This is a genomic window from Cupriavidus cauae (assembly GCF_026210475.1).
GTDB classification, from domain to species: domain Bacteria; phylum Pseudomonadota; class Gammaproteobacteria; order Burkholderiales; family Burkholderiaceae; genus Cupriavidus; species Cupriavidus cauae.
On record NZ_CP080293.1, the window covers coordinates 1,874,105 to 1,893,323 of the forward strand.

The 19,219-nt window shown below is 66.9% G+C and carries 16 protein-coding genes and 1 riboswitch; of the genes, 2 read left to right on the forward strand and 14 right to left on the reverse strand.

The window, feature by feature from the left end; genetic code table 11:
• Window positions 1-149: 149 nt before the first annotated feature.
• The 7 genes from KZ686_RS08390 to KZ686_RS08420 form a co-directional block, all read right to left on the reverse strand.
• Window positions 150-395, reverse strand: a complete 246-nt coding sequence (locus KZ686_RS08390; protein ID WP_006576013.1) for a hypothetical protein — start codon at window positions 393-395, stop codon at window positions 150-152.
• A gap of 224 nt (window positions 396-619) precedes the next feature.
• Window positions 620-1,809, reverse strand: a protein-coding gene (locus KZ686_RS08395) for an IS3 family transposase (RefSeq protein WP_390885778.1) whose coding sequence is annotated in 2 segments (ribosomal slippage) — window positions 620-1,521 and window positions 1,521-1,809 — 1,191 coding nt in all. Because the reading frame shifts where the segments join, the coding sequence is not laid out codon by codon here.
• Between the two features lie 116 nt (window positions 1,810-1,925).
• Entirely contained in the window at window positions 1,926-2,990 is a 1,065-nt protein-coding gene (locus tag KZ686_RS08400) for a porin (RefSeq protein WP_265632208.1), read from the reverse strand.
• 231 nt (window positions 2,991-3,221) lie between these two features.
• Complete coding sequence (gene uraD / locus KZ686_RS08405; RefSeq protein ID WP_265633441.1) at window positions 3,222-3,704, reverse strand: 2-oxo-4-hydroxy-4-carboxy-5-ureidoimidazoline decarboxylase; 483 nt, start codon at window positions 3,702-3,704, stop codon at window positions 3,222-3,224.
• Window positions 3,705-3,842: 138 nt separating this feature from the next.
• Window positions 3,843-4,793: an allantoinase PuuE gene (puuE, locus tag KZ686_RS08410; protein WP_265632210.1), complete on the reverse strand. Its 951-nt coding sequence runs from the start codon at window positions 4,791-4,793 to the stop codon at window positions 3,843-3,845.
• A 93-nt stretch (window positions 4,794-4,886) separates the two neighbouring features.
• A complete protein-coding gene (locus KZ686_RS08415) occupies window positions 4,887-6,293 on the reverse strand; it encodes a nucleobase:cation symporter-2 family protein (protein ID WP_149319416.1) in 1,407 nt (468 codons plus the stop codon).
• Window positions 6,294-6,472: 179 nt separating this feature from the next.
• Window positions 6,473-7,213 (reverse strand): GntR family transcriptional regulator, encoded by a 741-nt coding sequence (locus KZ686_RS08420; RefSeq protein WP_238510539.1) that lies wholly within the window; start codon window positions 7,211-7,213, stop codon window positions 6,473-6,475.
• 294 nt (window positions 7,214-7,507) lie between these two features.
• Between KZ686_RS08420 and uraH the strand changes: the two genes are divergently transcribed.
• The gene (uraH, locus tag KZ686_RS08425; protein WP_149319441.1) at window positions 7,508-7,861 is read left to right on the forward strand and encodes a hydroxyisourate hydrolase; all 354 of its coding nucleotides are present in this window, start codon (window positions 7,508-7,510) and stop codon (window positions 7,859-7,861) included.
• A 31-nt stretch (window positions 7,862-7,892) separates the two neighbouring features.
• Window positions 7,893-9,101 (forward strand): urate hydroxylase PuuD, encoded by a 1,209-nt coding sequence (locus KZ686_RS08430; RefSeq protein ID WP_149319415.1) that lies wholly within the window; start codon window positions 7,893-7,895, stop codon window positions 9,099-9,101.
• 134 nt (window positions 9,102-9,235) lie between these two features.
• Here KZ686_RS08430 and KZ686_RS08435 read toward each other — a convergent pair whose 3' ends face one another.
• The 7 genes from KZ686_RS08435 to xdhA all read right to left on the reverse strand — a co-directional run bounded on the left by KZ686_RS08435 (window position 9,236) and on the right by xdhA (window position 19,126).
• On the reverse strand, window positions 9,236-9,811 hold the full coding sequence (locus KZ686_RS08435; protein ID WP_150083629.1) for a TMEM165/GDT1 family protein: 576 nt from the start codon (window positions 9,809-9,811) through the stop codon (window positions 9,236-9,238).
• Window positions 9,812-9,860: 49 nt separating this feature from the next.
• Window positions 9,861-10,042: riboswitch (yybP-ykoY riboswitch) on the reverse strand.
• A 179-nt stretch (window positions 10,043-10,221) separates the two neighbouring features.
• Window positions 10,222-11,424, reverse strand: a complete 1,203-nt coding sequence (locus KZ686_RS08440) for a fatty acid desaturase (protein ID WP_265632213.1) — start codon at window positions 11,422-11,424, stop codon at window positions 10,222-10,224.
• 133 nt (window positions 11,425-11,557) lie between these two features.
• The gene (gene guaD / locus KZ686_RS08445) at window positions 11,558-12,880 is read right to left on the reverse strand and encodes a guanine deaminase (protein ID WP_226109192.1); all 1,323 of its coding nucleotides are present in this window, start codon (window positions 12,878-12,880) and stop codon (window positions 11,558-11,560) included.
• A gap of 70 nt (window positions 12,881-12,950) precedes the next feature.
• Window positions 12,951-14,006 carry an adenosine deaminase gene (locus tag KZ686_RS08450; protein WP_226109191.1) on the reverse strand — a complete coding sequence of 352 codons (1,056 nt, stop codon included), beginning with the start codon at window positions 14,004-14,006 and terminating at the stop codon, window positions 12,951-12,953.
• A 61-nt stretch (window positions 14,007-14,067) separates the two neighbouring features.
• Window positions 14,068-15,150, reverse strand: coding sequence for a xanthine dehydrogenase accessory protein XdhC (gene xdhC, locus KZ686_RS08455; RefSeq protein ID WP_226109189.1), 1,083 nt, complete (start codon window positions 15,148-15,150; stop codon window positions 14,068-14,070).
• 29 nt (window positions 15,151-15,179) lie between these two features.
• Window positions 15,180-17,588, reverse strand: coding sequence for a xanthine dehydrogenase molybdopterin binding subunit (xdhB, locus tag KZ686_RS08460; protein ID WP_265632215.1), 2,409 nt, complete (start codon window positions 17,586-17,588; stop codon window positions 15,180-15,182).
• Window positions 17,589-17,605: 17 nt separating this feature from the next.
• Window positions 17,606-19,126 carry a xanthine dehydrogenase small subunit gene (gene xdhA, locus KZ686_RS08465; RefSeq protein ID WP_265632217.1) on the reverse strand — a complete coding sequence of 507 codons (1,521 nt, stop codon included), beginning with the start codon at window positions 19,124-19,126 and terminating at the stop codon, window positions 17,606-17,608.
• Window positions 19,127-19,219: the final 93 nt, after the last annotated feature.

A 19,219-nucleotide genomic window follows, 5' to 3' on the forward strand; every position in this document is an offset into this window, starting at 1 on the left:
TTCTGGTGCCGTATTGGTGCCTGTCGTATTGGTGATCGCCGACTTGGTGCTCGATATTCTGGTGCTCGATATTCTGGTGCTCGATATTTCGGTGCCGCGGTGCTCTGTTGCGGAGCAGCGTAATCGCTGAAGTCGCGCCGAAGGCAGCGCTATTGCAAGACGTTGTACTGCTGGCGCATGTCGACGATGATCGACTTCGCCGCGCGCAATTGCATCGACACGCTGTCTTCGGCCGCACGGGGAAAGTCCACCTCGGCGCTCCAATTGCATCCCGTATGGTCGGGCTGGTGCACGCGTACCGCATGCAATTCGCACTCGCCGCATTCCGGATTGTTATCGAGGCACTGGTTGAGGATCGCCATCAACTCCGACCGGGTCTTTGCGTATCGCCGCATGAGTCACCTCTCTCGTTTGGCTAATCGTGGTCTGGACGTTCAATGTACGCACTCGTCCGGGGCCGTGCCAATTGAATGAGCCTATGAGGTGAAGTCGGTCATTCCCGCCGCGGCAGCAGGGAAAAGGTGTTGCGATGCAGCGGGGAAGAAAGGGAAGGGTGCGGGGAAGGAGGGCGGTGCTGCGGCATTGCGCCGCAGCGAAGGGGTGCGGTGGTCAAGTTTTATCAGACAGTCGTTAAGGTGGTCTGGTTGAACTTGTCCTCGTAATCCTGCGGCGACTCATACCCCAGTGTCGAATGCAGACGCATGGGGTTATAGAAGCCAACGATGTACTGCATGATGTCGCGCCGGGCTTCGGCCCGGTCGGCGTAGCGGCGCTGCCACACGCGCTCCATTTTCAAGTTCAGGAAGAAGCGTTCGGCCACCGCGTTGTCCCAGCAGTCGCCCAGGCGGCTCATGCTGCAGACCATCCCGTGACGCGCCAGCAAGCTCTGGTACTCGTCGCTGGCGTACTGGCTGCCACGATCCGAATGCACGATCAGACCCGGCCCCGGCTTGCGGTGCGCAATGGCCATCTGCAACGCGCTTACCACCAGGGTGGACGGCATGGCCGCGGCCATGGACCAGCCCACGACCTTGCGGGAGTACAGGTCCAGCACCACCGCCAGGTACAGCCAGCCCTCTAGCGTGCGGATATACGTGATATCCGACACCCACGCCTGGTTGGGCGCCGCGGGTCTGAACTGTCGATCCAGCACGTTGCGCGCGACCGGCCGGTCGTGCCGGCTGTTGGTCGTTGCCACAAATTTGCGTTTCCACACCGGACGCAGATGGGCCTGACGCATCAGCGTGCGAGCGCGATACCGGCCGATCTTGACCCCTTGCCGGCTCACATCCCGCGCCACCCGCCGGCTGCCATAGGTGCGCCCGCTGGCCTCGAATGCGGCGCGCACGTACACCATCTGTCTGGTCCGCTTGGCGTCGCCACCGGGGCGGCGCAAGAACGCATAATAGCCAGCGCGGCTGACACCCAGCGCCAGGCAGGCGCGGCTCAGGGGAATGGCCTCCTTCTGCAAACCACTGACTGCGTGATACATCACTTCAGTTCGCGGGCGAAGAAGGCCGATGCCTTTTTTAGGATCAGGTTGTCCTCCTTCAGGCGCCGGTTCTCTTCCTCCAGCTGACGGATGCGTTGCTGCTCCGGCGTCAGCGGCCTACCAATCCCCTTCTCGCCCTTGAGCTCGGCGTCGTACTGGGCCAGCCAGCGCCGTACGGCCGTCTCGCCAATGGCCATCGAGTGGCACACCTCGGCCACCGACAGGCCTTGATCCCGGATCATCCGGACCACCTCCAGCTTGAAGGCAGGGTCAAATTTGCGGCGTTGCTTCATGGTTCGGTCTTTTTCCTCGTCGATCGTGATTTTCCACTTATCGACCTGTCTGAGGAAATTGAACCACCGCAGGGCCGCCCTCTCCGCCGGAGAGAGGGCAGGCGGGAGGGCAAACGCGGGCCGTTCAGGCCCGCCCCTCATCAGAACTTGTGGCGAATGCCGACACCGAACGAATCGCCGTGCTCGGCGCCGGTGATCTTGTCGTAGAAGTAGGCGGCATACACGTCGGTGCGCTTCGACAGGTTGTAGTCGTAGGCGATCGCGAACGTGTTGCGCTTGAAGTCGTCGACATTGTTCTCGGCCTTCGCATAGCCATACGAAGCGAGCAGGCTGCCGGCGCCGATGGGCACCGAGGCGCCGATCTGGCCGCTGGTGTGCTTGATGTCGCCGCTGGCATTGGTCACGTCGCTCTTGATGTACTGACCCTGGGCGAACAGCTTGACCACCTTGAAGTCGTACGACAGGCCGGCCAGCACCGCGTTCTGCTTGTCGAAGCCCGCCAGCGTGGCCGGCGAGGTGACATCGCCCGGCACGTTGTTGAACTTGACCTGCTGGAAGGCCACCGTCGCGGCCAGCGGGCCGTTGAAATACATCAGGTTGCCGCCCCACTTGTTGCGGCCGGTGGCACCCGCCTGCTCGCCGAACGAATAGATCAGGTTCGCGGTCAGGCCGCCGAAGGTCGGCGTCGAATAGACCAGCGAATTGCTCCAGCCCGAATCGCCGATGATGCCCGGATCGAACACGGTGCCGTTGGTGGCCGTGAAGTAGGTGTGGAAGATCGCCGGCGAGAACACGTACGAATCGACCAGCGGGTTGAACAGGATGGTCGAGATGAAATACGGCGTGGTGTTGCGGCCGAGCTTGAGCGTACCGGCGCGGTCGCTCTGCAGCCCGACATAGGCATTGCGGCTGAACATCGCATCGCCGTCGAAGCGGCCGGTGCGGCCGTTATCGGTGCGATAGAAACCGTTCAGGTCGAAGATCGCCTTGAGTCCGCCACCCAGATCCTCGGCACCCTTGATACCCCAGTACGACGTTTGCATGCCACCCGAATTGGCGACCCAGGCGCGCTCGCCGGTGCCCGGGTTCTTGACCGCGCCGACGAACATGTCGACCTGGCCGTAGAGCGTGACGCTCGATTGCGCCATGGCCGCGCCGCTGAAAAGGGCCGCGGCCAGTGCCGCCAACTTGAACTGCTTCTGCATGAAAGACCTCCGTGGTTTGATCCTGTTGGAACGTTGTGTACTGGGTCCCTGACGGGTTCTCTTTTTGGTATGCACGCCGGCATCGGTGGCGGGGGTGCCGGCGGCGGACGGCGCTGGCTTCGGGCGCCGTTCATCGTGTCATCGGGCAGGGCGCCGGCGATCCCTTGCCGGGGCCTTGCCCGATGCGCGGTCTTGCTCCATGCGCATGTTCCATGCGAGCGGAATTTCGACTCAGCCGGATACTAAGTCGTCGAGGCGGAACTGGGCAATCCGATGGATCTGGTTGATGCATGTTTGCAACTCATCGGCCGGCGAATTGTCGATGCGTCTTGCGAACTCGTCGATGATGCCGGCGCGATCGTAGCCGCGTACCGCCAGAATGAACGGGAAGCCGAATTTCTCGTTGTAGCGGGCATTCAATGCCTGCAGCCGTTCGAACTCCTGCGGCGTGCATTGATTCAGGCCGGCGCCGCTCTGTTCGCGCGTCGATTCCTCGGTCAGCTCGCCGCGCACCGCGGCCTTGCCGGCCAGTTCCGGGTGGGCGCGCACCAGCTTGAGCTGGGCCGCTTCGCCGGCCTGGTCGACGGCGGCGCGCATCGCCGCGGCCAGCGACTGGCGATCGGCGAAGGGACGCTGCTCGGCGGCGCTGGCCGCGACCCAGGGCGAGTGTTCATAGATGCCGCCCAGCGCCTGCACGAATTCGGCGGACGGCATCGCGTTCAGTTGGGAGAGGGTGTAGGTCACGTCGGGACTCGGTTATCAGGTTCGGGTTCGCAGGAGAGGGGCATGGCGGTGGGGCATTGCCGTGTCGCACCGCCGTGGCGTATCACCGCGGCGTATCACCGTGGCGTATCACCGCGGCGCACTGGCCGTGTACGGATGCGTCTCGATCCAGTGCCGCGCGATATCGATGCGGCGCGCGATCCAGACCTTGTCGTGCGACTGCACGTAGTCCAGGAAACGCTGCAGCGCGCGAAAGCGCCCAGGCCGCCCGAGCAGCCGGCAATGCATGCCGATCGACAGCATCTTCGGCTGGTTCAGCCCCTGGGGATCGCCCTCGGCGTACAGCACGTCGAAGGCGTCCTTCAGGTACTGGAAGAACTGCTCGCCGGTGTTGAAGCCCTGCGGCGTGGCAAAGCGCATGTCGTTCGAGTCCAGCGTGTAGGGCACCACCAGATGCGGCTTCGTCTCGCCGTTGCTCGTCTGCACCTCGGTCCAGAACGGCAGGTCGTCGCCGTAGTAGTCCGAGTCGTAGACGAAGCCGCCGTGCTCGACCACCAGGCGCCGCGTGTTGGGGCTGTCGCGGCCGGTGTACCAGCCCAGCGGCGCGCTGCCGGTCAGCTCGCGGATGATCTGCATCGCGATGCGCATGTGCTCGCGCTCGGTGGCCTCGTCGATGTTCTGGTAATGGATCCAGCGCCAGCCGTGGCAGGCGATCTCGTGGCCCAGCTCGACGAAGGCGCGGGTCAGCTCGGGATGGCGCTGCAGCGCCATCGACACCCCGAAGATGGTCAGCGGCAGGCCGCGCTGCTCGAACTCGCGCAGGATGCGCCAGACACCGGCGCGCGAGCCGTATTCGTAGATGCTCTCCATGCTCATGTGGCGGTCGGGGTAGGCTGCCGCGCCGACGATCTCGGAGAGGAACTGCTCGGACGCCGCGTCGCCATGCAGCACGCAGTTCTCGCCGCCTTCCTCGTAATTGAGCACGAACTGCAGCGCCACGCGCGCGCCGCCCGGCCATTGGGCATGCGGCGGCTGGCTGCCGTAACCGATCAGATCGCGTGGATAGTTATGGTTTGTCATCAGGGTCACTCGGGTTGTCAAAACAGGCCGCACGGCATCGACCCGGCCCGCGCCGCCACCGAGGCGGCGACGCGGGCAATCGCACGGCTGGCCTTATTCCGTGCCGTGGGTATTGGCGGCCGCGTTGCGCATCGCTTCGTCGGCCGACTGCATGCCGTTGTAGAACAGGTTCAGCGCCACCGCGACCACGGTGCCCAGCACGATGCCGCTGTGCGTGATCGCATGGGTCCAGCTCGGCAGGTACTGGAAGAAGGTCGGCGACAGCGTCGGGATCATGCCGAAGCCGATCGAGATCGCGACGATGAACAGGTTGTGGCGGTTGCGGTTGAAATCGCACGAGCCCAGGATGCGGATGCCGGTCGCGGCCACCATGCCGAACATCACGATCCCGGCGCCGCCCAGCACGAACTGGGGCACCGAGGCAACCACGTGCGCCATCTTGGGGAACAGGCCGAAGGCGATCAGGATCAGGCCGCCCGCCGCCGCGACATAGCGCGAACGCACCCCGGTCACGGTGACGAGGCCCACATTCTGCGAGAACGAGGTGTACGGGAAGGTATTGAACACGCCACCGATCACCGTGCCGAGGCCGTCGGCGCGCAGGCCGCGCGTCAGGTCGGCGTTGGACAGCCGCTTGCCGGTGATGTCCGCCAGTGCAAGGAACATGCCGGTCGATTCGACCAGCGTGATCACCATCACGATGCACATCGACAGGATCGCCGAGAAGTGGAAGGTCGGCATGCCGAAATGCAGCGGCGTGATGACGGCCACATAGCTCGCCTCGTGCAGGCCTTCGAACGACACCTTGCCCATCGCCATCGCGATCAGCGTGCCGGCGATGATGCCGAGCAGCACCGCGCAGTTCGACACCAGGCCGCGGCCGTACTTGGTCAGCAGCAGGATGATGACCAGCACCGCCCCGGCGATGCCGAGGTTGGTCAGGTCGCCGTAGGCGAGGTTGGGCACTTCCTTGACCACGCCGTCGATCACCGCGCGGGTGGTGGGCTGGCCGCCGGCGGCCCAGTTGATGCCGACCCGCATCAGCGACACGCCGATCAGCGTGATCACCGTGCCGGTCACCACGGGCGGGAACAGCCCGAGCATGCGGCCCATCATCGGCGCGATCAGGATGCCGAACAGGCCGGAGGCAATCACCGCGCCGTAGATGCCCAGCAGTCCGATATTGGGATCGGTGCCGATCGCGATCATCGGCGCCACCGAGGCGAACGTCACACCCATCATCACCGGCAGCCGGATGCCGAATTTCCAGAAGCCGAACGCCTGGATCAGCGTGGCGATGCCGGCGGCGAACAGGTCGGCGTTGATCAGGAAGGCCAGCTGGTCCTTCGGCAGCTTCAGCGCGCCGCCGACGATCAGCGGCACCGCCACGGTGCCCGCGTACATCACCAGTACATGCTGCAGCCCGAGCGCGAGCAGCCGCCCCGAGGGCAGGCGCTCGTTGGTCAGGTCCGTGGGGACCGTGGTGCTTGCGCTTGTCATTGTGTTTGTCTCCTCTCCGATGGTTGGACGTTTGCTTGGCGTCCGCATGCCTTCTGCTGCGTCCGGCCAGATCGTTCGGAACGATCCGGGCCTGGGCCCGCTGCCGGCACCTGCGAGGGTGCGCGTGGCTGGGCGGGCTGCGAAAGCTGGGCGGGGCGCCGGCAGGGTGGAACAGCGGGCTAGGTGGAGCGTCCCAGCACGCTGCGAAGATCGAAGCTGCCCGGATCGTCGGGCTGTACGCGGTCGGCGCAGGCGCCGAGATGGTGCGCCATGCGCGATTGCGCCAGGGCGGCGTCGCCCTGTTCCAGCGCATCGAGAATGGCCTCGTGTTCGTCGAAGGAGCAGGCGTTGTTGCCCGGCGCCTCGACGCTGGCGATCATCAGCGTGGTGCGCGACACCAGGCGGCGCATCATCGTGACCAGCAGCGCGTTGCCGGACAGCTCGGCGAGCGCGGTATGGAATTCGGCCGACAGCCGGATCCACTTGGGCCGTTCGTTGTTCAGGAAGGCCTGCCGTTCCTGCTGGACCATCTGGCGCACCGGCGCGATCACGCTGCGGACATTGCGCTGCGCCGCGAGCTTTTCCAGCACCGCGCGCTCGAGCATCTGGCGCAGCTCGAACATGTCGTGCGCCTCGTCGGTGGAAGGGCTGGCGATGAAGGCGCCGCGATTCGGTTCGAGGTCCACCATGCCGTCGGCCGCGAGACGGGCCAGCACCTTGCGCACGGTGTGCCGCGCGGTGGCATAGATGTCGCAAAGCGAATGCTCGGTCAGCTTGGTGCGCGGCGGCAGCCGATGCTCCATGATCGCGTCGTAGATCTCGTGATACATGCGCTCCTCGACCGAACCCTTGCGCGGCTTCGTTTCGTTGGGCGCGGCGCCTTCATCGGCGCCGGCAATCAGCTTGAGAGTCTTGGACATCGTGGGCACCCGCTGGTAGAGGGTTCGGCCGCGCCTCGTCCGAGGGCGCCGATCCAAAAATTGTTGACAATTATTTGGTTGTGCATTCAATATTGTCAACAAAACCGAACCAGGTTTTCGACAACTACGGGTAATCCCGCAGTTGTCATCCGGATTGGTGCAGCGCATTGTCGCCATGCACCAGTTCTGCGCCGGGATGCGTTGAAAAGACGTACCGAGCGGGCACCATACCCACAAATGGTGCTAGTGAAGGCAGCGGCGCCTCTCACCACCCACGTGCTAAGGAACCAGACCATGGGACGCTTGACCACCCACGTTCTCGACACCGCCGCAGGCATTCCCGGCCAAGGCCTGTCGATTACCCTTTCCAAAATTGTTGACAATCGCCGCGAAACGCTGAAGACCGTTGTGACCAATCACGACGGCCGTTGCGATCAGCCGCTGCTCGAGGGCGCCGACTTTGCCGTCGGCGTCTACGAGCTCGAATTCGGTGCCGGGGATTATTTCCGCGCGCGCGGCGTGCAGTTGCCCGAGCCCGCCTTTCTCGACGTGGTGACGCTGCGTTTCGGCATTGCCGATACGAACGCGCATTACCACGTGCCGCTGCTGGTGTCGCCGTGGTCGTATTCGACCTACCGCGGCAGCTGATTCGCGCAGCGAGGGAAACAGGAGACAAGAGATGGAAGGCTACATTCTCGACTGGGCCAATCTGCTGCTGCGCTGGGCCCACGTGATTACCGCGATCGCGTGGATCGGCTCGTCGTTCTACTTCGTCTGGCTGGACAACAGCCTGCAAAAGCCGGTCGATCCCGATCTGGTGGACAAGGGCGTCGGCGGCGAGCTGTGGGCCGTGCACGGCGGCGGCTTCTACAACCCGCAGAAATACCTGACCGCACCGAAGAAGCTGCCAGAGAACCTGCACTGGTTCTATTGGGAGTCGTATTCGACCTGGATGACGGGCTTCGCGCTGCTGGTGGTGCTGTACCTGTTCAACGCCAGCACGTTCCTGATCGACAAGAACGTCTACGACATGTCGCCCGGCGCGGCGGTCGGCCTGGCGGTGGCGTACCTGCTGGTGGGCTGGGTGGTCTACGACTGCATCTGCCGCGTGTTCGGCAAGAACGATCGCGTGGTCGGCATCCTGGTGGCGCTGTACGTGGTGCTGGCCGCCTATGTGGCCTGCCACCTGTTCTCGGGCCGCGCCGCGTTCCTGCTGACCGGCGCGATGATCGCCACCATCATGAGCGCCAACGTGCTGGTGTGGATCATCCCGGGGCAGCGCAAGACCGTCGCGGCGATGCGCGAAGGCAAGCCGGTCGATCCGATCCACGGCAAGAACGCCAAGCAGCGCAGCGTGCATAACACCTATTTCACGCTGCCGGTGCTGTTCGCGATGCTGTCGAACCACTACAGCATGACCTACGCGCACAAGTACAACTGGGTCGTGCTGGTGCTGATCATGCTGGCCGGCGTGCTGATCCGCCAGTTCTTCATCCTGAAGCACAAGGGCAAGATCAATGTCCTGTGGCCTGCCGCCGGCGTTGCCGCGCTCGGCGTGGTCGCCGTGATGATCGCCCCGCAGCCGCGCCAGCCTGTGGCCGCGCAACCGGACGGCGCCACCGCGACCAAGGTCAGCTTCGCCAAGGTGCAGGAGATCATGAACGCGCGCTGCGTGCAGTGCCATGCCGAGGCGCCGAAGATGATGCCCACCGCGGCCAAGGGCATCAAGCTCGATACCGCCGACGAGATCAAGGCGCATGCCCAGCTGATCTATCAGCAGGCCGTGCAGCAGAAGGCGATGCCGCTGGGCAACGTCACGCAGATCACGGACGACGAGCGCGCGCTGCTGGGCCAGTGGTTCGAGTCCGGCGCCAACACGACGCAATAACCCGCCGATCGGTGATCGACGGTCCGGTGGCCGCGCAGTCGGCGACCGCAGTACCGGACCGGCGAGGGTTTGAACGGGGCGAAAGCCCCGTTTTTTTATGGGCGGCTGCTTTTTGGGTGCGGCTGGTGGGCGTTCTAGCGCGCGATGTCCATCAACGCCACCACGCCCAGCGCGACGAACACCGCCGCGGCGATGCGGTGGACCAGCCGGATCGGCAGCCGGTGGGCGAAGCGTTCGCCGAGCAGCACGGCGGGCACGTTGGCCAGCATCATGCCGATCGTGGTGCCGGCGACCACGGCGAGGATATCGGTGCTGAAGCGGGCGGCGAGGGCGACGGTGGCGATCTGGGTCTTGTCGCCCATCTCGGCGAAGAAGAACACCACGACGGTCGCGCACAGCACGCCGAACGCGCCCTTGACTGCCTTGGGCTTTTCGGTCTCGTCGAGCTTGTCGGGGATCAGCATCCATGCGCCCATCGCGATGAAGCCCAGGCCGAGGATCCAGCGCAGCAGCGCCGGGCCGACCATTTGCGTGATCCAGCCGCCGAGCGCGCCGGCCAGGCCGTGATTGACCAGCGTCGCGATCAGGATGCCGAGGATGATGGGGATGGGCTTGCGGTAGCGCGCAGCGAGGATGAGCGAGAGCAGCTGGGTCTTGTCGCCCATTTCCGCGAGGGCGACGATACCGGTCGAGACGAGCAGGGATTCCATTCGTTGTTATCGGAGCAGCGGGCCGGACGCATCGCGAGATGCCAATGACGTGCGTTTTCCCCGGCCCAGCCGAAAAACGACGTCATCGGTCTCGCCAGGCCCTGGAACAGGCATTGCACCGTTCCGAAGCTGCGCACGCCATAACCGCAAGCGGTCAAGTCTGTTGACGTACGCCCCTGTCGCCAGGCTCGGTGCCGGGCGGCAGGGCGGCTACTCCCCAATGAGGAAGCGCGATTATAGCCAGTCTGCGAGGCGGTCGTCCATACCGCGGCTAGCCTGTGACGCAGCGGATCGCGCCAGGATCTGGCGCAGACCGGCCTCGGACTGGGCACAGATCGCGCCCGGACCGCGCCCGGACCGCGCCAACACCGCGCCAACACCGCGCCCGGGCCGCGCCAACACCGCGCCCACTACGCCGGCACCGCCGACGGCGCGGTGGTGCGGCGGCCGCGGAAGTCGGTCCAGCACCGCGCCTGGAAGTCGTACAGCTTGCAGCGGCGCGCGGTATCGAAATACCAGCGCCACGAGAAGTTCTGCACCACGATGCGGCCGGGCAGCGCCTGCTCGAGCAGCTCCTGCGCCCGCTTGAGCCGGTACAGCGGCACGCTCATGTCGACGTGATGGGCGGTGTGTTCCATGATGTGGTGCAGCAGGGTGCCGACACCATGACGAAAGCGCAGATGGACCGTGGTCGAGACGAAGGGCTGTGCGCGCGCCCACATCGTCTTGCTGTCGTACCAGGCCACGCTCTCATGGGTATGGTGGACGTACAGCACGAAACCGACGGTCGCGTTCCAGACCAGGAAGGGCACGGCGAAGCCGGCCACCAGCAGCAGCGCGACCGACTGCTGTGTCGCCAGCGCCAGCCAGACCAGCGAGCCGATCCACAGCGCCGCAAAGCCGGCCACCAGCAGGCAGTCCAACAGGAAGATCTTGCGGCGCGTCGCCATCTGCCGCCGGCTGGGGAAGAACAGTTTCAGCCACCAGATCTCGATCAGGTAATACAGCCCGGCACCCAGGCCGTTGCGGTACAGCCGTTCGAGCGCGCGCCGCCACCACGGCAGCGCCGCGTATTCCTGCATCGAACACGGGGCCCAGACGAAGTCGAAGCCCTTCAGGTTGGTATAGCCGTGATGGACGACGTTATGCCCGACCTCCCACAGGCTGTATGGCGTCAGCGACGGCAGGAAGGCGATCCGGCCCAGCCATTTGTTCAGGCCGCGGCGCGGCGTCAGGCTCTGGTGGCAGGCATCGTGCCCGAGGATGAACAGGCGCGCGATCAGCACGCCGGCCAGCACGCCGAGCCCGAGCTTGGCGAGCCAGTGCGGGGCGACGACCAGCGCGGCGAGGGCGGCGATGAACAGCGTCGCGTCGAGCGCGAACAGCAGCAGCGCGCGCGGCGTGCTGCGCTCGGACAGCGGAATCAGCCAGCCGCGGATGATCTTGCGCGGCGGCAGCGGCGCGTCGGCAGACAGCGGCGCGGGCGGATGGCCGGAACCATCGGCATCGGCGGACGGAACGGCCGAGGCCGCGGGAACGGCTGGGGCGGGGGAAACGAGCGAGACGGGCGAGACGGGCGAGACGGGTGCAACGGCTGAGGCGGGTGTGGTCATCTTGGCATCGGCATTGTCGAATGGCGCGGGCCAGCGTAATGCAGATCGATGACAACCGCCTTGACCGCGGTCAAGCCACGGCGCCGGACCGCCTGCGCGGCCTGTCCGGCGCCGTTCGGGGCTGGCGAGGCGCTTAGACGCCCGCCCGCTCGCCCATCACGTAGACGCTGTCGATCACCCGATCGTCGCCCAGCATCGCAAACGCGAACAGCTGCTCCTCGAGCGTTTCCGAGCGCGCGCTGCGGCGGCCCAGCAGCGGCGTGGCGTCGGGGTCGAGCACGATGAAGTCGGCCTCGTTGCCCGGCGCGAAGCTGCCGACGCGGTCGCCCCAGCCCAGCGCATCGGCCGGCGCGCGCGTGGCAAGGTAGAACATCCGCAGCGCGGTCAGGTGGTAGCCGCCCATCCGGGCGACCTTGTGCGCGGCGTTCATCGTGCGCAGCATCGAGAACGAGGTGCCGCCGCCGACGTCGGTGGCCAGCGTCAGATTGAGCCGATGCGCGTCCGACTGGTGGAAGTCGTACAGGCCGCTGCCGAGGAACAGGTTCGAGGTCGGGCAGTGCGCCACGGCCGCGCCGGTATCGGCGAGCCGGCGGCGATCGTCGTCATCCAGATGGATCGCATGGCCGTAGAACGCGCCCGGGCGCAGCAGGCCGTATCGATCGTAGACGTCCAGATAGCTGCGCGCCTGCGGGAACAGCTCCGCGACCCATTTGACCTCGTCGCGGTTCTCGGCCACGTGGGTCTGGATCAGCGCATCGGGGTAGGCGCGCGCCAGCTCGCCGCAAGCTGCCAGCTGCGCCTCGGTCGAGGTCGGCGCGAAGCGCGGCGTGATCGCATAGGACAGGCGCCCCTTGCCATGCCAGCGCGACAGCAGATCGGCCGATTCGCGCGCGCCCGATTCCGCGGTATCGCGCAGGAAGTCCGGGCAATGGCGGTCCATCAGTACCTTGCCGGTCGCCAGCCGCAGATTGCGGCGATGGCTCTGGGCGAACAGCGCGTCGGCCGAGGCGGCATGCACGGTGCTCCAGACCAGCGCGCTGGTGGTGCCGTTGCGCAGCAGCTCGTCGGCGAAGAAGCTGGCCACCGCGGCCGCGTATTCGGGCTCGGCGAAGCGGCGCTCCTCGGGGAAGGTATAGGTGTCGAGCCAGTGCAGCAGGCCCGGCGACGGCGACGCGATGATGTCGGTCTGCGGGTAGTGCACGTGCGTATCGATAAAGCCCGGCACGATCAGCTTGCCGCGATGGTCGATCACCTCGGTGTCCGGGGCAATCGAATGCGCCAGTTCGGCGTAGGGGCCGGCCGCGGCGATGCGGCCATTGGCGACCAGCAGCACACCGTCTTCCCAATACTGATACGCGTCATCATGGAATTGCGGGTCGCGCAGGAAATGCAGCACGCGGCCGCGGATGGCGCGGGTGGTACCGGTCGGGGAAGAGGAGCTGGTGGTCTGGTTCATGGTCGTGGGGTTGGAGAAGGCCGGCGCGGGGCGCCGGCCCGATGTTGCGCCGGTCAAGGCCGCAACGGCGTCAAGCCGTCGCGGCGCTTGCCGGCGTCGTGGGGCTGGCCGATTGCCAGAAGCGGTCGACCTCGGTCAGGTATTCGGCCTTCAGGGCCGGCCGCAGGAAACTCGCCTCGAAGCTGTTGCGTGCGAGCCGGTGCGCGTCGGCGGCATCGAGGGGCAGCGCATCGAAGGTCGCTTCCCAGTTGGCGTTCATATAGCCGCCGAAATAGGCCGGGTCGTCCGAATGGATCGTCACCGCGACGCCGGCATCCAGCAGCTTCTTCAGCGAATGGTCGCGCAGGTCCGGATAGACCTTGAGCTTCTGGTTCGACAGCGGGCAGACCGTCAGCGCGATGCGTTCGCGCGCCAGCCGCTCGACCAGCGCCGGATCGTCGATGGCGCGCACGCCGTGGTCGATCCGCTCGACCTGCAGGATGTCGAGCGCGTCGCGGACATAGTCGGCGGGGCCTTCCTCGCCGGCATGGGCCACGCGATGCAGGCCCAGCTCGCGCGCGCGGGCAAATACCCGCGCGAACTTCTCGGGCGGATTGCCGCGCTCCGACGAATCGAGGCCGACGCCGATAAAGCGGTCGCGATAGGGCAGCGCGGCTTCGAGCGTGGCGAACGCGTCTTCCTCCGACAGATGCCGCAGGAAGCAGAGAATCATGCTGCTGGAGAAATCGTACTGCGTGCGCGCCTGCGCCAGGGCGTCGGCGATGCCGTCGATCACGATCTCGATGTCCACGCCGCGCGCGGTATGCGTCTGCGGATCGAAGAAGATTTCCGCGTGGCGCACGTTGTCGGCGACGGCGCGCTCGACGTACGCCATCGTCATGTCGAAGAAGTCTTCCTCGGTCAGCAGCACGCTGGCGCCGGCATAGTAGATGTCGAGGAAGGACTGCAGGTCGGTGAACGCATAGGCGGCGCGCAGCGCCTCGACGCTGGGGTAGGGCAGCTTGACCTGGTTGCGCTGCGCGAGCCGGAAGATCAGCTCGGGCTCGAGCGTCCCTTCGATGTGCACATGCAGTTCGGCCTTGGGAGTGCGGCGGATGCGTTCCGCGAGCGCGGCGTCGAGCGTCATGGGGGGATCCTTTTTTGCTATGCCGGCATGCTGTTCGGGTTCGAGCAGAAGGCCGGCGCGGTTACCGGTGGGCGGGGCTGCCGCTGTCGCTATCGCCTTCGCCCGGTTGCCCGCCGTCCCGCTGCGTTGCCGGTGCGTCGGAGCGCAGCGCGGCCAGGCGCTGATCGCGCACTTGCAGCAGCTGGGCGACGATGGCAACTGCAATCATAGCCGGAGCCTTGTCGGTGATGCCCGCGACGCCGATCGGGCAGGTCATCCGCGCAAAGGCGGCCGGGTCGATGCCATGCTCGACCATCCGGTGTTCGAAGCGGGCGCGCTTGGTCTTGGAGCCGATCAGCCCGAAGTACGCGAAGTCGGTGCGCCGCAGGATCCGTTCGCACAGCGCCTGGTCCAGCGCATGGCTGTGCGTCATCACCAGGAAGTAGCTGCCGGGCGGCGCGTGATCGACCACCGCCTCGGCCGTATCGGTGGCCTCGGCCACCACGTTGCCGGGCAGGCCGGCCGGAAACAGCGTGTCGCGCTCGTCGACCCAATGGACCGTGCACGGCAGCGTGCCGAGCACCTTGACCAGCGCATGGCCGACATGGCCGGCGCCGAACAGCACCACGTGCATCTCGTCCGGGGCCAGCAGGTCGGTCCAGCTGCCGTCCTCGTGCAGCGTGACGGCGGGCAGCGTCGGCAAGGGCGTGCGGTCGACGGCATGGCGCACCGGGCCGGCGGCCGGCACCGTGCGCGTCACGGTGCGGCGCGCGGCAAAGGCCGCTTCCACCGCGTCGAGCCATTCCAGATCGGCCGCGCCAAGCCGCTCGAAGCCGAGCTGCACCACGCCGCCGCAGCACTGGCCCAGCGCGGGCCCGAGCGGAATCCGCACGACGCGGCGCGTGGCATCGGGCGCGAGAGAAGCGGCCTCGCCGCGCGCGGCCGCATCGAGCATCTCGCGCGCGATCGCCATGCCGCGCCATTCCAGATGCCCGCCGCCGATGGTGCCGATCAGGTCGTCGCCGGTCACCAGCATGCGGATGCCGGGCTCGCGCGGCGCGGAGCCCTTGACCTCGACGATGGTCACCATCGCCACCGGCACGCCGGCGCGCACCAGGGCGGCGGCATCGGCGAAGCGGAAGGGCTTGAGCGGAGCGTCCTGCATGATCGCTTTCGTGCCGTCGGGGACCGCGATCACGCGGCCGCGGCCTGACGCACGGCATCGGCCGCGTTCAGGATCGCCTCGGCGGTCGCCGGCGCATCGAGCGGCGGGTTGATGCGGTAGCCGCCCAGGCTGGCAACGGCATCGCGGATCGCGAAGAACACCGAGAACGGCAGCAGCAGCGGCGGCTCGCCGACCGCCTTCGAGCGGTGGATGCTGTCCTCGGCGTTGCGGTTCTCGAACAGCCGCACGTTGAACACTTCGGGGCAGTCGTTGACGGTCGGGATCTTGTAGGTCGACGGCGCATGCGTCATCAGCTTGCCGTCCTTGTTCCACCACAGCTCCTCGGTGGTCAGCCAGCCCATGCCCTGGATGAAGCCGCCTTCGACCTGGCCGATATCGATTGCCGGATTCAGCGAGCGGCCGACGTCGTGCAGCACGTCGGCGCGCAGCAGCCGGAATTCTCCGGTCAGCGTGTCGACCAGCACTTCGGAGCAGGCGGCGCCGTAGGCGTAGTAGTAGAACGGCCGGCCCTGCAGCTTGCTCTGGTCCCAATGCAGCTTGGGCGTCGCGTAGAAACCGTCGGACCACAGCTGCACGCGGGCCACATAGGCCTGGCGCGCCAGCTCGTCGAAGCGCAGGCGCAGCTCGCCCGCCACCACCAGGTCGTCGCCGAAGCGCACGGTCGACGGATCGACGCCGGCCTGGCGCGCGGCGAAGGCGGCCAGCCGCTCGCGGATCTGGCGCGCCGCGTCCTGCGCGGCCTTGCCGTTCAGGTCGGTGCCGGTCGAGGCGGCCGTCGCCGAGGTGTTGGCGACCTTGCTGGTGTCGGTCGCGGTCACGCGCACGCGTTCGAGCCGGATGCCCAGCTCGTGCGCGACCACCATCGCCACCTTGGTGTTCAGCCCCTGGCCCATCTCGGTGCCGCCGTGATTGACCAGCACCGAACCGTCGTTATAGACGTGCACCAGCGCGCCCGCCTGGTTGAAGTGGGCGACGTTGAACGAGATGCCGAACTTGACCGGCGTGATCGCGATGCCCTTCTTCAGCACCGGGCTGGCCGCGTTGAACGCGCGCGTGGCCTCGCGCCGGGCGCGGTAGTCGCTGCTGGCCTCGAGCTGGTCGAGCAGTTCGTGGATGACGTTGTCCTCGACGGTCTGGCCGTAGGGCGTCACGTTGCGCTCGGTCTTGCCGTACAGGTTGTCGCGGCGCACGTCGAGGGCATCGCGGCCCACGGTACGCGCGATATTGTCGAGGATGTACTCCATCGCGAACGCGCCCTGCGGTCCGCCGAAGCCGCGGAAGGCGGTATTGCTCTGCGTGTTGGTCTTGCCGCAGTAGCCGTCGATCTGCACGTGCGGCAGCCAGTAGGCGTTGTCGAAATGGCAGATCGCGCGGGTCATCACCGGGCCCGACAGGTCGGCCGAGAAGCCGGCGCGCGACACCATTTCCACCGCGACCGCCTCGATGCGGCCCTGCGGGTCGTGGCCGACCTCGTAGTCGAACACGAAGTCGTGGCGCTTGCCGGTGATCATCATGTCGTCGTCGCGGTCCGGACGCAGCTTGACCGGGCACATCAGCTTCCACGCGGCCAGCGCCGCGCAGCAGGCGAACAGCGCGGACTGCGATTCCTTGCCGCCGAAGCCGCCGCCCATGCGCCGGCATTCGACCAGCACCTGATGCACCTGCCAGCCCAGCACGTGGGCGACCGCGTGCTGCATCTCGGTCGGATGCTGGGTCGAACACCAAACGTGCATGCCGTCGTTTTCCTTCGGCACCGCATAGGCGATCTGGCCTTCCAGATAGAACTGCTCCTGGCCGCCGAGGCGGATATGGCCCTTGTCGCGATGCGCGGCCTTGCCCAGATGCTCGCGCGGCTGGCCGCGCTCCAGATGCATGGGCGGCAGCACGTAGCTGCCGGCCTCGTGCGCAGCTTGCGGCGACAGGATCGGCGGCAGGTCTTCGTAATCGATCGCGGCCAGGCGCGCCGCGCGGCGCGCGGCATCGTGCGAGGAGGCCACCACGACGAAGATCGGCTGGCCGACGAACTGCACCGTGTCGCTCGCCAGGATCGGGTCGTCGTGGATGATCGGGCCGCAGTCGTTGACGCCGGGGATGTCCTTCGCGGTCAGCACCGCGACGACGCCGGGCGCGGCGCGCACCTTGTCGAGCGCGATCGAGCGGATGCGGGCATGGGCGCGGGCGCTCATGCCGAGCGCGGCGTGCAGCGTGCCGGCGAGTTCGGGGATGTCGTCGGTATAGGTCGCCGTGCCGGCCACGTGCAGATGCGCCGACTCGTGCGGGCGCGACACGCCGATCTGCGGCGGCGCCTCGGCGGCGATATGCGCGGCGAGGTCGCGGCCGCTGAAGTCCGCCGTCGCGGGGGCACCGCCGTTGGCGGCACCGGTGTCGAGCAGGAAGGCCTCGGTTTGCTTGTTCATGCCGATCGCTCCTCTTCTTAAACGGTGGCCGCGGTGGCCGCGGAGGCGGGCACGCTGCCCGCGCCGGGCGCCCGTACGTTGACGGCCGCGGCCGGCAGCGCATCGTCGCGCGTCTCCAGCCAGAAGCGGTACAGCAGATTGGCGGCGCCGCGCGCGCGGTATTCGGCGGTGGCGCGCATGTCGGTCAGCGGCGTGTAGTCCCGCGACAGCGCGGCCATCGCGCCCTTGACGGTGGCTTCGTCCCAGCGCTGGCCGAGCAGCGCGGCTTCGGCCTGGGCCGCGCGCTTGGGCGTGGCCGCCATGCCGCCGAAGGCGATGCGGGCCTGGCGGACCACGCCGTCGGCGACGGTGATGCCGAAGGCGGCGCAGACCGCGGAAATGTCCTCGTCAAAACGTTTGGACAGCTTGTAGGTACGGAAGTGCTGGGGCCCGGACACCGGCACGCGCAGCGCCGCGACGAACTCGCCTTCGGCCATCGCGGTCTTCTGGTAGGCCAGGTACAGGTCCTCGAGCGGCAGCGTGCGGCGCGTGTCGCGATGCTGCAGCACGACCTCGGCGCCGAGCGCGATCAGCGCCGGCATCGAGTCGCCGATCGGCGAGCCGTTGGCGATATTGCCGCCGAGCGTGCCGGCGTTGCGGATCGGCAGCGAGGCGAAGCGTTTCCAAAGTTCTTCCAGCTCGGGATGCGCCTCGGTCAGCGCGGCATAGGCGCGTTCCAGCGAGACGGCGGCGCCGATCTCGATGACGCCATCGTGCTCGACGACCTGCTGCATGTCCTCGACCTGGCCGACATAGAGCAGATTGCCCAGCTCGCGGAACTGCTTGGTGACCCACAGGCCCACGTCGGTGCTGCCGGCCAGGATGCGCGCGGACGGATCGTCGGCCTTCAGCGCGGCGAAGGCCGAGGCGGTGCGCGGCGCATGGAAGACGGCCCCCGACGGGTCGCGATAGTGGAAGGTGTCCTCGCGTATCAGCGTGCGCAGCGCGGTGGCGATCGCCTTCGGCTCGAGCCGGCTGGCGTGCGGGGCGGGCAGCGACATCATGCGCTGGCCCGCCTCGATGATCGGGCGGTAGCCGGTGCAGCGGCACAGGTTGCCGGTCAGCGCGTCGCAGATGGTCTGGCGGTCCGGCGCGGGTCCGCCCGGCTGGTGCTGCTGGTACAGCGCCCACAGCGACATCACGAAGCCCGGCGTGCAGAAGCCGCATTGCGAGCCGTGGCATTCGACCATCGCTTCCTGCACCGGATGCAGCGAGCCGTCGGCCTGGCGCAGGTCCTCGACCGTGATCAGCGCCTTGCCGTCGAGCGTGGGCAGGAACTGGATGCAGGAGTTGACGGCCTTGAAGCTCAGTTCGCCATCCTGCTGCAGTTCGCCGATCACCACGGTGCAGGCGCCGCAGTCGCCCTCGGCGCAGCCTTCCTTGGTGCCGGTGCAACGCGCATCCTCGCGCAGGTATTGCAGCACGGTGCGGGTGATCGGGGCATCGGTGACCTGCTGAACCTGGCCGCGATGGTAGAAGCGGATGGGTTGTGTCTCCATGGTCGTTTTATCTCCTTGCGATGGGGACAAACATAGCACTCGCGCCGAGTAGCAATATTCGGCCCAGGTGATATGCCCCATCATGACGCGCAC

Excerpts from the sequence above, each read along its gene's own strand:
- guaD (WP_226109192.1), bottom strand. The coding sequence starts at position 12,880 with ATGAACCAGACCACCAGCTCCTCTTCCCCGACCGGTACCACCCGCGCC.
- KZ686_RS08435 (WP_150083629.1), bottom strand. The coding sequence starts at position 9,811 with ATGGAATCCCTGCTCGTCTCGACCGGTATCGTCGCCCTCGCGGAAATG.
- uraH (WP_149319441.1), top strand. The coding sequence starts at position 7,508 with ATGGGACGCTTGACCACCCACGTTCTCGACACCGCCGCAGGCATTCCC.
- uraD (WP_265633441.1), bottom strand. The coding sequence starts at position 3,704 with ATGCCGTCCGCCGAATTCGTGCAGGCGCTGGGCGGCATCTATGAACAC.
- KZ686_RS08390 (WP_006576013.1), bottom strand. The coding sequence starts at position 395 with ATGCGGCGATACGCAAAGACCCGGTCGGAGTTGATGGCGATCCTCAAC.
- KZ686_RS08415 (WP_149319416.1), bottom strand. The coding sequence starts at position 6,293 with ATGACAAGCGCAAGCACCACGGTCCCCACGGACCTGACCAACGAGCGC.
- xdhC (WP_226109189.1), bottom strand. The coding sequence starts at position 15,150 with ATGCAGGACGCTCCGCTCAAGCCCTTCCGCTTCGCCGATGCCGCCGCC.
- KZ686_RS08450 (WP_226109191.1), bottom strand. The coding sequence starts at position 14,006 with ATGACGCTCGACGCCGCGCTCGCGGAACGCATCCGCCGCACTCCCAAG.
- puuE (WP_265632210.1), bottom strand. The coding sequence starts at position 4,793 with ATGACAAACCATAACTATCCACGCGATCTGATCGGTTACGGCAGCCAG.
- KZ686_RS08440 (WP_265632213.1), bottom strand. The coding sequence starts at position 11,424 with ATGACCACACCCGCCTCAGCCGTTGCACCCGTCTCGCCCGTCTCGCCC.
- xdhB (WP_265632215.1), bottom strand. The coding sequence starts at position 17,588 with ATGAACAAGCAAACCGAGGCCTTCCTGCTCGACACCGGTGCCGCCAAC.
- xdhA (WP_265632217.1), bottom strand. The coding sequence starts at position 19,126 with ATGGAGACACAACCCATCCGCTTCTACCATCGCGGCCAGGTTCAGCAG.
- KZ686_RS08400 (WP_265632208.1), bottom strand. The coding sequence starts at position 2,990 with ATGCAGAAGCAGTTCAAGTTGGCGGCACTGGCCGCGGCCCTTTTCAGC.
- KZ686_RS08420 (WP_238510539.1), bottom strand. The coding sequence starts at position 7,213 with ATGTCCAAGACTCTCAAGCTGATTGCCGGCGCCGATGAAGGCGCCGCG.
- KZ686_RS08430 (WP_149319415.1), top strand. The coding sequence starts at position 7,893 with ATGGAAGGCTACATTCTCGACTGGGCCAATCTGCTGCTGCGCTGGGCC.